7 protein-coding genes and 1 pseudogene are annotated in these 13,087 nt (G+C 71.5%); 4 read left to right on the forward strand and 4 right to left on the reverse strand.

Going from position 1 to position 13,087, the window contains the following annotated elements; all coding sequences use genetic code 11:
* Positions 1-2,210 (forward strand): FAD-binding and (Fe-S)-binding domain-containing protein (locus tag ACO1BR_RS22840; RefSeq protein WP_426796937.1); only part of this gene is annotated, 2,210 nt, incomplete at its 5' end.
* A gap of 24 nt (positions 2,211-2,234) precedes the next feature.
* Here ACO1BR_RS22840 and ACO1BR_RS22845 read toward each other — a convergent pair.
* From ACO1BR_RS22845 to ACO1BR_RS22855, 3 genes and pseudogenes are all read right to left on the reverse strand, one after another.
* Positions 2,235-3,608 carry an alpha-amylase gene (locus ACO1BR_RS22845; protein ID WP_426796938.1) on the reverse strand — a complete coding sequence of 458 codons (1,374 nt, stop codon included), beginning with the start codon at positions 3,606-3,608 and terminating at the stop codon, positions 2,235-2,237.
* Positions 3,609-3,990: 382 nt separating this feature from the next.
* Positions 3,991-4,461 (reverse strand): annotated as a pseudogene (locus tag ACO1BR_RS22850) (RNA-guided endonuclease TnpB family protein); the annotation flags it as partial.
* A 295-nt stretch (positions 4,462-4,756) separates the two neighbouring features.
* A complete protein-coding gene (locus ACO1BR_RS22855; protein WP_426796939.1) occupies positions 4,757-5,536 on the reverse strand; it encodes a hypothetical protein in 780 nt (259 codons plus the stop codon).
* A gap of 300 nt (positions 5,537-5,836) precedes the next feature.
* Here ACO1BR_RS22855 and ACO1BR_RS22860 point away from each other — a divergent pair, with 300 nt between their 5' ends.
* Complete coding sequence (locus ACO1BR_RS22860; protein WP_426796940.1) at positions 5,837-7,651, forward strand: ABC transporter transmembrane domain-containing protein; 1,815 nt, start codon at positions 5,837-5,839, stop codon at positions 7,649-7,651.
* Positions 7,648-9,096 (forward strand): ABC transporter ATP-binding protein, encoded by a 1,449-nt coding sequence (locus tag ACO1BR_RS22865; protein ID WP_426796941.1) that lies wholly within the window; start codon positions 7,648-7,650, stop codon positions 9,094-9,096. The genes ACO1BR_RS22860 and ACO1BR_RS22865 overlap by 4 nt, the downstream gene beginning before the upstream one ends.
* Before the next feature lie 188 nt (positions 9,097-9,284).
* Here the strand turns inward: ACO1BR_RS22865 and ACO1BR_RS22870 are convergent, their stop codons facing one another.
* A complete protein-coding gene (locus ACO1BR_RS22870) occupies positions 9,285-10,076 on the reverse strand; it encodes a metal-dependent hydrolase (protein WP_426796942.1) in 792 nt (263 codons plus the stop codon).
* 484 nt (positions 10,077-10,560) lie between these two features.
* Between ACO1BR_RS22870 and ACO1BR_RS22875 the strand changes: the two genes are divergently transcribed.
* Positions 10,561-13,074, forward strand: coding sequence for a DEAD/DEAH box helicase (locus ACO1BR_RS22875; RefSeq protein WP_426796943.1), 2,514 nt, complete (start codon positions 10,561-10,563; stop codon positions 13,072-13,074).
* Positions 13,075-13,087: the final 13 nt, after the last annotated feature.

Consider the following 13,087-nt stretch of genomic DNA (forward strand, 5'->3'; position numbering starts at 1 on the left):
TCCGCGCCAAGTACCGGATCAAGAACACCAACGGCTACCGGCTGGACGCCTTCCTCGACGGCGGCACGCCCGTGCAGATCCTGCGCGGGCTGATGGTCGGCTCCGAGGGCACGCTCGGCTTCATCGCCGAGACGGTCTTCGACACCCTGCCGCTGGACCGGCACACCACCAGCGCGCTCCTCTTCTTCCCGGCCCTCGCCTCCGCTGCCGCCGCCGTACCGCGCTTCAACGCGGCGGGCGCGCGGGCCGTGGAGCTGATGGACGGCAACACGCTGCGCGCCTCGGTGAGCGTGGCCGGGGTGCCCGCCGACTGGGCGGAGCTGCCGAAGGAGACCGCCGCGCTGCTGGTCGAGTTCCGGGCGCCGGACGAGGCCGCGCGGCAGGCGTACGAGCGGACCGCGGCACGGCTGCTGGACGGGCTGGAGCTGGTCGCGCCGGTCGCCTCGGTCAGCAACGCCTTCACCCGGGACCCGGCGGTCATCGGCGGCTACTGGAAGGCCCGGCGGGCCTTCGTCACCGCGGTCGGCGGATCCCGGCCGCCCGGTACGACGCTGATCACGGAGGACTTCGCGGTGCCGCCGGACCGGCTCGCCGACGCCTGTACGGCGCTCCTGGATCTCCAGGCCCGGCACGGTTTCGATGCGGCCGTCGCCGGCCATGCCGCCCACGGCAACCTGCACTTCCTGCTGGCGTTCGACGCGGCCGACCCGGACGACGTGGCCCGCTACGCCGCCTTCATGGACGACTTCTGCCGGCTGACCGTCGGGCGCTTCGACGGCTCGCTCAAGGCCGAGCACGCCACCGGCCGCAACATCGCGCCCTTCCTGGAGCTCGAATGGGGGCCGCGGGCAACGGAGTTGATGTGGCGGACCAAGCAGACCGTGGACCCGCACGGCATTCTTGCCCCGCGCATCCTCCTGGACCGCGATCCCCGGGCGCATCTGCGCGGGCTGAAGACCATCCCGCAGGTCGAGGCCGTCGCCGACCCGTGCATCGAGTGCGGCTTCTGCGAACCGACCTGCCCCAGCAAGGACCTGACCACCACGCCCCGCCAGCGCATCGTGCTGCGCCGCGAGATGCTGCGCCAGCCGCCCGGCTCCGCCGTCGGCGAGGCGCTGCTCGACGCGTACGGCTATGCCGCGGTGGACACCTGCGCCGGCGACTCCACCTGCGAACTGGCCTGCCCGGTGGGTATCGACACCGGGGCGCTGATGAGGGACTTCCGGCATCTGCGGCACTCGCCGCGCGAGGAGTGGGCGGCCGAGCAGACCGCGCGGCGGTTCGCGGCGGTGGAGCGGGCGGCGCGGCTGGCGGTGGCCGCCGCGGACCGGATCGGAGACCGACTGCTGACGTCGGTGACCGGCGCCGCCCGCAGGGCCGTTCGCCCCGATCTGGTGCCCGAGTGGCTGCCACAGATCCCGGGGGCCGCGGCCCGGAAGCCGCCCAGGACGCAGCGGGCGGGCGCGGCGGCCGTGTACTACCCGGCATGTGTGAACCGGATCTTCGGCGAGCCGGCCGGCCACCGGGGGCCCTCACTGCCCGAGGCGGTGGTCGCGGTGTCCCTGCGGGCCGGCCGCCCGGTCTGGATCCCCCCGGACGTCACCGGCACCTGCTGCGCCACGATCTGGCACTCCAAGGGCTACGAGGGCGGCAACCGCGTCATGGCCCAGCGGATCGTCGAGGCGGCCTGGGGCTGGACGGCCGGCGGCGAACTGCCGCTGATCGTCGACGCCTCCTCCTGCACCCTGGGCATCGCCCGCGAGGTCGTGCCGTATCTGACGCCGTTTCACCGCGCCCTGCACGCCGAGCTGACGGTCGTCGACTCCCTGGTCTGGGCCGCCGACGAACTCCTCCCCCGCCTCGACATCCACCGCACCCTCGGCTCCGCCGTCCTCCATCCCACCTGCTCCATGCGGCACTTGGGCGACGAGGACCGGCTCCGGCAGGTCGCCGAGGCGTGCGCCCGCGAGGTGGTGGTGCCGGACGACGCCGGCTGCTGCGCGTTCGCCGGCGACCGCGGCATGCTGCACAGGGAACTGACCGAGTCGGCGACGGCGAGGGAGGCCGCCGAGGTCACCGCCCGCCACTTCGACGCGCACCTCTCGGCGAACCGGATGTGCGAGATCGGCATGGACCACGCGACGGAGGGCCGAGGCTACTGCTCGGCCCTCCTGGCGCTGGAGTACGCGACGCGTCCCGGCCCGGCCTGAGCGCACTCCCCCGGCCGGCGCGGGTCAGCGCGTGATGTGCAGCGCCACGGCGCTCCTGGCGGGGACGGTGATCTGTGCCTTCCCGTCCGCGCCCACGGTGACCGTGTGCCCGTCGCACGAGGCGGGCGCCGCGGCGACGACGTTGCAGTACGTGCCGCCCGGCAGCGGCGTGGCGAAGGTCTGGTGCAGTTCCCCGTCACCGTTGTTGACGACGACGAAGCCCGCCTTTCCCCGGCCGAAGGCGATCGCGCTGCCCCCGTTGTCCCACCAGTCCGTCAGCTCCGCCGATCCCACCGCGTTGCGGAATCCGACCATGCCGGTGATCTCCTGCTTGGCGTGCTCATTGGTCCAGCCGCCGCTGCCGGAGGCCGGCGGGCCCGCGTCCTTGTCGGTCCACGTGTACCCGGAATAGACGTTGGGCGAGCCGTAGGGCGACGCGAGCATGAAGACGTTGGCGAGGGTGTAGACCGCGCCGTCCTTGTAGGTCAGCGTGGAGCCGTTGCGCTCGGTGTCCCAGTTGTCGACGAAGGTACGAGCCTTGTCACCACTGAGCTTGCCGTCCGCGACGGACTTGAGCTGGGCGATGTTGCCGCCCTGGAAGGCGCTCTTGAGGTGGGTGCCGTAGCGGAATTCGTCGACATCGCCGATTCCGGTGTACTCGTCGGGCTGGACGGCCTCGCCGGCGCCGTAGACGACCTCCTGCACCCAGTACCCGGGGTCCTTCATCTTGCCCTTGATGGCGGCGAGATCGGTGGCGGAGATGTGCTTGGCGGCGTCCACCCGGAACCCGTCCACGCCCAGCGACCGCAGGTCGTCGAGGTATTTCGCGATGGTGGTGCGGACGTATTCGCTGCCGGTGTCGAGATCGGCGAGGCCGACCAGTTCGCAGTTCTGGACGTCATTGCGGTCGGCGTAGTTGGAGATGGGTTTGCGGCAGCTGTGGAAGTCCTGGTCCTCGTAGTAGCCGGGGTAGTTGTACTTGGTGTACTGGGTGCCTCCGGTGCCCGTGCCGGACCCCGCCGACATGTGGTTGACGACGGCGTCGGCGAGGACCTTGACGCCGGCGCCGTGGCAGGCGCCGACCATGGCAGCGAAGGCGTTGCGGTCGCCCAGCCGGCCGGCGATCTTGTAGCTGACGGGCTGGTACGACGTCCACCACTGGTCGCCCTGGATGTGCTCGGAGGCGGGTGAGACCTCCACGTAGCCGTAGCCGGCCGGCCCCAACTGATCGGTGCAGGCCCGTGCGACGTCCGCGTACTTCCACTCGAAGAGGGTGGCCGTGACGGTCTTGTCGCCGGGTGGGGTGGCCTGCGAGGACCAGGGGGCGAAGGTGGCGAGGCCGACCGCGGCCAGCACGCCGGCCAGCGTCCCGCCCAGCACACGGGAACGTTGCTGCATCTTGCGGCTCCTTCGTCATGGGGCACGGCGCACCGCGCCCACGAGAGCAGCCACGCGCCAGGCCGCCATGGGGGGTTCGCTTCGGAGCCTGCCGTTCCACGCGTGGACACGTCAAGGTTTCAAGCAAGGGTTTTCAGCGCCTTGCGAAAGACGGTGGCGGGGGCCGGCCGGACGGTGCAGCGGAGCGTTCCCGGCCGGTCGCGGAGCGCACATACCGGCAGCGAAACATCCAACTCTGCACACCAGTAGTCCAATTGGCCTTCTTGCGCCCCAGCCGAAGCAACCACCAGAGTCCTCGCGGAGGTTCACGACTGTCCCGCGTACCATCCGCACTCCCCGGAGGACCGATGACTTCATCCCTCTCCTGGAAGGAGGCGGATTCCTACGGCTCGAGCCGTGGGGTTTCCTGCTTCGTCGCCGACTGCCCGCCCGGAGTTCTCCGTTGAGGTCTTACACCAGCTCCACAGGCTGTCACCGCCAGTCCGGCGGCCAGCACGTTACGTGCGGCGTTCACGTCCCGGTCATGCTTAGCGCCGCAGCCGCACCTCCAGGTGCGGACGTGCAGCGGCATCTTGCCCTGCAAGGCGCCGCAGTGGGAGCACAGCCTGGAGGAGGGGAAGAAGCGGTCCACCGCGATCACTTCCCGCCCGTACCAGGCGGCCTTGTACTCCAGCATGCTCCGGAAGTCCGACCACGCCGCGTCACTGATGGCGCGGGCCAGGCTCCGGTTCTTGACCATGGTGCGCACGGTCAGGTCCTCGATCACGATCGTTTGGTTCTCACGAACGAGACGAGTGGTCAGCTTGTGCAGCGCATCACGGCGCCGGTCGGCGATCCTGGCGTGGATCCTGGCTCCAGCTGAAGCCGGGGCCTGTGGAAGAAGGCCCGACCGGGAATGGACTCCCAAAAGCCGTCCGAATAACGGGAGTTGCCGTCCCTGGTCCGACCTCCGCCGGCTGGTCGCCGGTCCGGGCCCGGCGGTGGGCGGCGGCCGTCCGCCCCCGGGCCCGGGGTGTCACCTCTCGCCGGGGGCGCCGGAGACACCGTCCGCCTCCGGCGCTTTCTCCTCTTCGGGCCGCGACGACGCCGAGCGCGCGGGCACGAAGCGCATCGTTGAAGACCACCCCCGCGCACCCGAACGGGGCCTTTCAGGACGAAAGACGGTCCCTGTCGCCCATCACCACGACGGGGTGCCGGGCCGGGTCGAGAGCCCGCAGCAACGCCGTCATCGCGGACTTCGCCACGGTCACACAGGCCGAGGTACCGGTCCCGTGATCCAGGTGCAGCCACACCCCGCCGCCCTTGGACTGCCCGAGGGGGCGGATCGGGTCCAGCGGGGACGTCCCCGGCACCCGGTTGTAGTTGATCGCCACCACGTAGTCGAAGTCATGGCGGGTGTTCTCGGACCAGTACGACGGCGGGGTGAACGCCGCCGATCGCGTATAGGGCAGCCTGGCGCCCGGATCGGCGAGCACTCCCCCGGCATCGGTCAGCGAGAACACCCCGAAGGGGCTGCGCTGGTCGCCCTCGTGATGGTCCGCCGTCCAACCGCGTCGCCCGTTGTGCGCGGGCCAACTCCCCTTGCGGTCCCACCCCTTGGCGCCCTTGTCGTACAGCACGACGGTGGCGTCCGGGGAGTCGGCCCCCTTGCCGTAGACCGCCACGACCTGACGGGCGCCGGCCGGGATCCGCGACCGCAGCGCGGGGCCGACGTCCGGGATGTCCGCGAGGTGAGTGGCCGCCGGTGGCCCGCCGGGCCGCTCGCCCGCCCGCGCGCCGTCGCCCCCCTTGGCGCCCTCCGCGTTCCCGGCGCCGCTGCCGTGCGCACCGCCGCCGCGTGCACCGGCGCCGCCTCCGCAGCCCGCCACAAGGACCAGTCCCGCGGCGGCCACCGCCACCGCCCGTGTCGCACCCGCCGCTGTCCGCATGGCTCCATGGTGCCACCGCCGCACTGACGGTCCTTCAGCAACGGCGTTGTGCACATCACCGCCGATTCATCGGCTTTACCGCCCCGCTGTGGAAAAACCGTTTGAAAACGGCCCACGCGACGGGCGAACCTTCCCTTACCTCCGTCCACGTCGAGATGGCCGAGACGTGCGAGAGGGGCATTTCGCCCTGCCCGGGACGGCCCCCGCCGCCCCCTTGCCCACGACCGCCGCCCCTCCGCCCCGGCCCGCCGAGCATGCTCGGCCCGCCCCCCGCCTGCCGCTTCAACTCCTTTGGACATCATGCGTATTCGCGATCTTCCGCATCCCGACCCCGGCGTCCCGGACGTCCGTACGGGTGGCAGATTCCTGCTGTGGCTGTGCAGACGGCAGCTCGGCGGGCAGGTCAAAGGGCTCTTCTGGGGTCTTGTGCACATGAGCGCGGTGGCCGCGTTCCCGCTCCCGGTGGGGCTCGCCGTACAGGCCGCGGTGGACCGTGACGGTTCCCGACTCGCCCTGGCGGGCGGCCTGCTGGCGCTGCTGGGCGTACTGGTCGCGCTCGGCGACGTCATGCTGCACCGGGCGGCGGTGACCAACTGGATCGTCACGGTCGCCCGGATGCAGCAGTTGCTCGCCCGCAAGACCACGGAACTGGGCGGGGCGATGACCCGGCGGGTGGCGGCCGGTGAGGTCGCCGCCGTCAGCACCGGCGACCTGGAGCGGATCGGCTGGTTCGTCGAGGTCCTCTCCCGGTTCTGCGCGGCGGCCGTGACCACGGTCGGCGTCTGCCTCGCCCTGGTCGTCTACCAACCGGAGCTGGGCCTCGTGGTGGCCCTGGGCGTGCCCGCCCTGGCGCTGGCCGCGCTGCCGCTGCTGCCGGCCGCCACCCGGCGCGCCGACGACCAGCGGGAGAAGGCCGGCCGGGCCACCGAGCTCGCCTCCGACACGGTCGCCGGACTGCGCGTCCTGCGCGGCATCGGCGGCGAGGAGCTGTTCCTCGGCCGCTACCGCAGCGCCTCCCAGGAGGTGCGCGGCGCGGCCGTCCGCAGCGCCCGGATGTGGTCGCTGATCTCGGCCGTCCAGGTCCTGCTCCCCGGGCTGCTGCTGATCGCGGTGGTCTGGTACGGCGTCGGCCTCGCCCGGCACGGCCGGATCGCCGTCGGCGAACTGGTCACGATCTACAGCGCGGTGGCCTTCCTGCTCTACCCCCTCCGCCACTTCGAAGAGATCTCCATGTCCTACTCCTTCTCCCGCCCGGCGGCGGCGCGTACGGCGCGCGTACTGGCCCTGAGCCGGCCGGTCGACGGCCGGCTCACCGCACCGGAACCACCGTCCGGCGATCTGCACGACCCGGTCAGCGGACTGACCGCCGCGGCCGGCCGGCTGACCGCCGTGGTCTGCGGCGACCCCGACGCGGCGGGCCGGCTCGCCGAGCGCCTGGGCGGCCACCCCCCGCACCGTGGCGAGGGCGAGGGCGGCGACGACGGCGACGAGGCCCGGAGGAAATCCACCGGCCGCCCGCTCTCCGTCGTCCTCGGCGGCACCCCGCTGGACGACATCCCGCGCGACACCGCCCGCACCGCCGTACTCGTCCAGGACAAGGACCCGGTGCTGCTCTCCGGCACGCTCGGCGACCTCCTCGACGTCCCGGCATCCGGCCGGGTGACCACGGCCGAGGCGCTGGCCGCGGCCGAATGCCGCGATGTGCTGGCCTCCCTGGCCCAGGCATCCGCCGACGACTCCGGCGACCCGATGCGCACCCACATCACCGAACGCGGCCGGTCCCTCTCCGGCGGCCAGCGGCAGCGCCTGGCCCTGGCCCGCTCGCTGGTCACCGACCCGGAAGTACTGGTGCTCGACGAGCCGACCAGCGCCGTCGACTCGCACACCGAAGCGCGCATCGCCGACGGACTGCGGAAGATCAGGGCGGGCCGTACGACCCTCGTCCTCACCTCCAGCCCGCTCCTGCTGGACCGCGCCGATCAGGTGGTGTTCCTCCAGGACGGCAAGGCCACCGGCGCGGCCACCCACCGCGAACTGCTGCGCACCCACCCCGACTACCGCGCGGTCGTCACCCGCGAACCGGACCGGCCCCACCACCACGAGGAGACCGCATGATCGGCCTGGCACCGCCGGTGCACGATCCCGACACCCCGCAGACCGCCACCACCCTGCCCGTCGGCTCACCGGCGACCGTACGCTCCTACGTCGCCACCCTGGTCCGGCGCCACCGCGGCGCCTTCACGATGCTCGTCACCGTCAACGCGGCGGCGGTCATCGCCTCGATGGTCGGCCCCTACCTCCTCGGCGGACTGGTCGAGGACCTGTCCGCCGGCCGCGGCGGAGACATCCAACTGGGCCGCACCCTCGCCCTGTTCGCCCTCGCCCTGATCGCCCAGACCGTCTTCGTCCGCATGGTGCGGCTGCGCGGGGCGATGCTCGGCGAGCAGATGCTGGCCGATCTGCGCGAGGACTTCCTCGTCCGGTCGGTGGCGCTGCCGCCGGGCGTCCTGGAGCGGGCCGGCACCGGCGACCTGCTCTCCCGGATCACCACGGACATCGACCGGCTCGCCGAGGCGATGCGCGAGGCCGTACCGGAACTGTCCATCGCCGTCGTCTGGGCGGGCCTGCTGCTCGGCGGGGTCTTCGTCCTCCATGGATGGATCACCCCCGGCCAGCTGACGACCAGCGCGCTCCTCGCACAGATGCTGCGGGAGCCGGTTAACCTGATCCTGCGCTGGTACGACGAGCTCCAGGTGGCCCAGGTGTCCATCGCCCGCCTCGTCGGCGTCCGCGAGATCGAGCCGGAGACGGCCGACGCGACGGTCTTCCCCGACGGCCGGGGCGTGCGCGCCGACGACGTCAGCTTCGGCTACCGCGCGGGCGTCGACGTACTGCACCAGGTCTCGCTGAACGTCCGCCCGGGAAGCACGGTGGCACTGGTCGGCCCGTCCGGCGCCGGCAAGTCCACCCTGGGGCGGCTGCTGGCCGGCATCTACGGCCCGCGCACCGGCACGGTGTCCCTGGGCGGCGCCGAACTCTCCGCGATGCCCGCCGAACGCGTCCGCGAACACGTCGCGCTGGTCAATCAGGAGCACCACGTCTTCGTCGGAACGCTGCGCGACAACCTCCTGCTGGCCCGCACCGGCGCGGCCGACGCCGAACTCTGGGCGGCGCTGGGCGCGCTCGACGCGGACGGCTGGGCCGGCGCCCTCCCCAACGGCCTGGACACCGAGGTCGGTTCCGGCGGCCAGAACCTGACTCCGGCCCAGGCCCAGCACATCGCGCTGGCCCGCCTGGTCCTGGCCGACCCGCACACCCTGGTCCTGGACGAGGCGACCTCGCTGCTGGACCCGCGGGCGGCCCGCCACCTGGAACGCTCACTGGGCAAGGTCCTGCGCGGTCGCACGGTCGTGGCCATCGCCCACCGCCTGCACACCGCCCATGACGCCGATGTCATCGCCGTCGTCGAGGACGGCCGCATCAGCGAACTGGGCAGCCACCAGGAACTGGTCACCGCCGACGGGGCGTACGCCGCACTCTGGAAGTCGTGGCACGGCTGAGGCCCACCGGCCGGCCCGTCGCACCAGAGCGCACCGGGCCGGCCGACGAACCGGTGGGTGGTGCCCGGGGGCAGAGGCGCACGGGGGGCGCACGCCCGCGGCATACGGGCCCGCGGCATACGGCATACGGGGCGCGAGGAGTACGGAGTTGGGGGCGCCCCACCCCTGTCCGCCGGGAGCCCCCTCGGTCAGATGTACCCGAGCGCGCCCAGCGCCCCGATGCCGCCCAGCAGCATGAAGCCCGGCATCAGCACCTTCAGCTCCACCCAGCTCCCGGCCCGGAAGCGCATCGGCCTGGGCGTACCCAGTGGATACCAGCGCTTACGGCCCACCGGGATGGGCCACAGGATCGGGCAGCCCGAAACGGTCAGCGCATCGCCGATGTCGTGCACCAGCGCACCGAGCATGATTGGCAGTCCGAGCCACAGGTATTCCTGCCCCGGCTCCGCGAACAGCCAGTTCGCGCCGTTGCCCGGCTCGTCGAGGATCCCGGCCAGTATCCACGCCGTCGCGGCGCCCAGCAGCCAGACCAGTACGTCACTGGAGACCCGCGCCGCCCGCCACAGCAGCCCTTCGATGGCGAGCACCATATGGACGAAGAGGATCCCGAGCACCGCCCAGCGCCCGCCCTCCGTCGCCAGCAGTGACATACCGCCACCGACCAGCACGGCCCAGAGCCAGGTGTGGGTGAGCGTCCGGTGCCCGCCCGAACGGTGCGCGTCCCCACGCATCTTCGTCGCCTTGTACACCGCGTGCGACAGGGTGTCGACCACTTCGCACAGCCCCCGCGACAGCGGCCCGAAGGCGCGCGAGATGGTGGCGGCCTTGTGGTCGAGATCCGGCGCGAGCGCCGCCCCGGCACAGATCAGGGCGCCGCTGACCAGCACCGGCCAGGGCATCGGAGAGCCGGCCCCAAAGGCCGCCGCTCCCACCCCCAGCCAGGCCGCCGCCCCCGACAGCGAGTGCGCCGGTCCCATCATGGTCGTTCCCCACCCCTTGCTCTGCGCTTCTGACGTCGGCGCATGACGCGTTGCCTTCGCGTTGCGTTTCCACTGCATATCTGACGCCCGGTCGGACACTCAGCGTAGCGTCAAATGATCTCTCCACGAGGAGCGGGGGTTCGGGAGAGCCGGCCCGCCCGACGTGCCACCGGGCACCGCGACGGCGACCGCATTCCGCACACTGCCGTGTACAGAATGTGAAGACCTTGCGCGAAAGTCTCCGTGGACCCGCGCACCGGCCCAGCAGCGCCCGCAGCGCCGCGCGGCCCCCGAGGGGAGCCCGCCGCATGCCGTCCCCGCAGGTCAGGACCGCCAGGCCGACACCACGGTCCGGCGTCGGGTCCGGCACAGCGCGGCGCGGACACCCGCGGATCGGGTATCTCCACCGGCCGTCGATCTCCAGTTGGTCTCCATCCGGAGCACCGGTTCCCGGATCCGGGTCGAAGGCAGGCAGTATGGGGGCGTGACCCTCATCGATCATCTGCCGAACGACGCCGACCCCGATGCCCTCTTCGAAGCCTTTTCGGGCTGGGCCGAGCAGCAGGGCATCGCGCTCTACCCTGCCCAGGAGGAGGCGCTGATCGAAGTGGTCTCGGGGGCGAACGTCATCCTGTCCACCCCCACCGGCTCCGGAAAGAGCCTGGTGGCGGCCGGCGCGCACTTCACCGCTCTCGCCAACGACCAGGTCACGTTCTACACCGCGCCCATCAAGGCGCTGGTCTCGGAGAAGTTCTTCGACCTCTGCAAGCTCTTCGGCACCGAGAACGTCGGCATGCTCACCGGTGACGCGTCGGTCAACGCGGACGCGCCGGTCATCTGCTGCACCGCCGAGGTGCTCGCCTCGATAGCGCTGCGTGACGGCAAGCACGCCGACATCGGCCAGGTCGTGATGGACGAGTTCCATTTCTACGCCGAGCCGGACCGCGGCTGGGCCTGGCAGATTCCGCTGCTGGAACTGCCGCAGGTGCAGTTCATCCTGATGTCGGCGACGCTCGGCGACATGTCGCGGTTCGAGGAGGATCTGACCCGGCGCACCGGCAAGCCGACCTCGGTGGTGCGCTCCGCGACCCGGCCCGTACCGCTGTCGTACGAGTACCGCACGACGGCGCTGACGGAGACGCTGACCGAACTGCTGGAGACCCGCCAGTCGCCGGTCTACATCGTGCACTTCACCCAGGCCGCCGCCGTGGAGCGGGCGCAGGCGTTGATGAGCATCAACATGTGCACCCGCGCCGAGAAGGACGAGATCGCCAAGCTCATCGGGAACTTCCGCTTCACCACCAAGTTCGGGCGCAACCTGTCGCGGTACGTCCGGCACGGCATCGGCGTGCACCACGCCGGCATGCTGCCGAAGTACCGCCGGCTCGTCGAGAAGCTGGCCCAGGCAGGGCTGCTGAAGGTCATCTGCGGCACCGACACGCTCGGCGTCGGGGTCAACGTCCCCATCCGTACGGTGCTGTTCACCGCGCTGACCAAATACGACGGGACGCGGGTGCGGACGCTGCGGGCACGCGAGTTCCACCAGATCGCGGGCCGCGCCGGCCGGGCGGGTTTCGACACGGCGGGCTTTGTGGTGGCACAGGCTCCCGAGCATGTCGTGGAGAACGAGAAGGCGCTGGCGAAGGCGGGCGACGATCCGAAGAAGCGCCGCAAGGTCGTCCGCAAGAAGGCGCCGGAGGGCTTCGTCAACTGGGGCGAGAACACCTTCGAGAAGCTCATCGCGTCCGATCCCGAGCCGCTGACCTCGCGCTTCCGTGTGACACACGCGATGCTGCTGTCGGTGATCGCCCGGCCGGGCAACGCCTTCGAGGCGATGCGCCGGCTCCTGGAGGACAACCACGAGCCGCGGCGGAACCAGCTGCGGCACATCCGCCGCGCGATCGCGATCTACCGCTCCCTCGTGGACGGCGGGATCGTGGAGCGGCTCCCGGAGCCGGACGCGGAGGGCCGGATCGTCCGGCTCACCGTCGACCTTCAGCAGGACTTCGCGCTCAACCAGCCGCTGTCGACCTTCGCACTGGCCGCGTTCGACCTGCTCGACCCCGAGTCGCCGTCGTACGCGCTGGACATGGTCTCGGTCGTGGAGTCCACGCTCGACGACCCCCGGCAGATCCTGGCCGCCCAGCAGAACAAGGCGCGGGGCGAGGCGGTCGCCCAGATGAAGGCCGACGGCGTCGAGTACGAGGAGCGCATGGAGCGCCTCATGGACGTCGAGTACCCCAAGCCGCTCGACGAGCTGCTGTCGCACGCCTACGGCCTCTACCGCAAGAGCCACCCGTGGGTCGGCGACCACCCGCTGTCGCCGAAGTCGGTCATCCGCGACATGTACGAACGCGCCATGACCTTCACGGAGTTCACCTCCTTCTACGAGCTGGCGCGCACCGAGGGCATCGTCCTGCGCTACCTGGCGAGCGCCTTCAAGGCCCTGGACCACACCGTGCCGGACGATCTGAAGTCGGAGGACTTCCAGGACATCGTCGCCTGGCTGGGCGAGATGGTCCGGCAGGTCGACTCCAGTCTGCTGGACGAATGGGAGCAGCTCGCCAATCCGGAGGAGGAGACGGCGGACGAGGCGGCCGAGCGCGCCGACCAGGTCCGGCCGGTCACCGCCAATGCGCGGGCGTTCCGCGTCCTCGTGCGCAACGCGATGTTCCGGCGGGTGGAGCTGGCGGCACTGGACAAGGTCGAGGAACTCGGCGAGATGGACGCGGAGTCCGGGTGGGACGCGGACGCCTGGGGCGAGGCCATGGACGCCTACTGGGACGAATACGACGAGCTGGGCACCGGCCCGGACGCGCGCGGCCCCAAGCTCCTGCAGATCGAGGAGGATGCCCAACACGGGCTGTGGCAGGTGCGGCAGACTTTCGCCGACCCGAACGGCGATCACGACTGGGGCGTCTCCGCGGAGGTGGACCTGGCCGCTTCCGACGAGGAGGGACGCGCGGTGGTGCGGGTCACGAATGTGGGGCAGTTGTGAGGCGACGGCTTCG

The organism is Streptomyces sp. YGL11-2, from assembly GCF_050054615.1.
In the GTDB taxonomy this organism is placed as follows: Bacteria; Actinomycetota; Actinomycetes; order Streptomycetales; family Streptomycetaceae; genus Streptomyces.

Excerpts from the sequence above, each read along its gene's own strand:
- ACO1BR_RS22845 (WP_426796938.1), bottom strand. The coding sequence starts at position 3,608 with ATGCAGCAACGTTCCCGTGTGCTGGGCGGGACGCTGGCCGGCGTGCTG.
- ACO1BR_RS22855 (WP_426796939.1), bottom strand. The coding sequence starts at position 5,536 with ATGCGGACAGCGGCGGGTGCGACACGGGCGGTGGCGGTGGCCGCCGCG.
- ACO1BR_RS22860 (WP_426796940.1), top strand. The coding sequence starts at position 5,837 with ATGCGTATTCGCGATCTTCCGCATCCCGACCCCGGCGTCCCGGACGTC.
- ACO1BR_RS22865 (WP_426796941.1), top strand. The coding sequence starts at position 7,648 with ATGATCGGCCTGGCACCGCCGGTGCACGATCCCGACACCCCGCAGACC.
- ACO1BR_RS22870 (WP_426796942.1), bottom strand. The coding sequence starts at position 10,076 with ATGATGGGACCGGCGCACTCGCTGTCGGGGGCGGCGGCCTGGCTGGGG.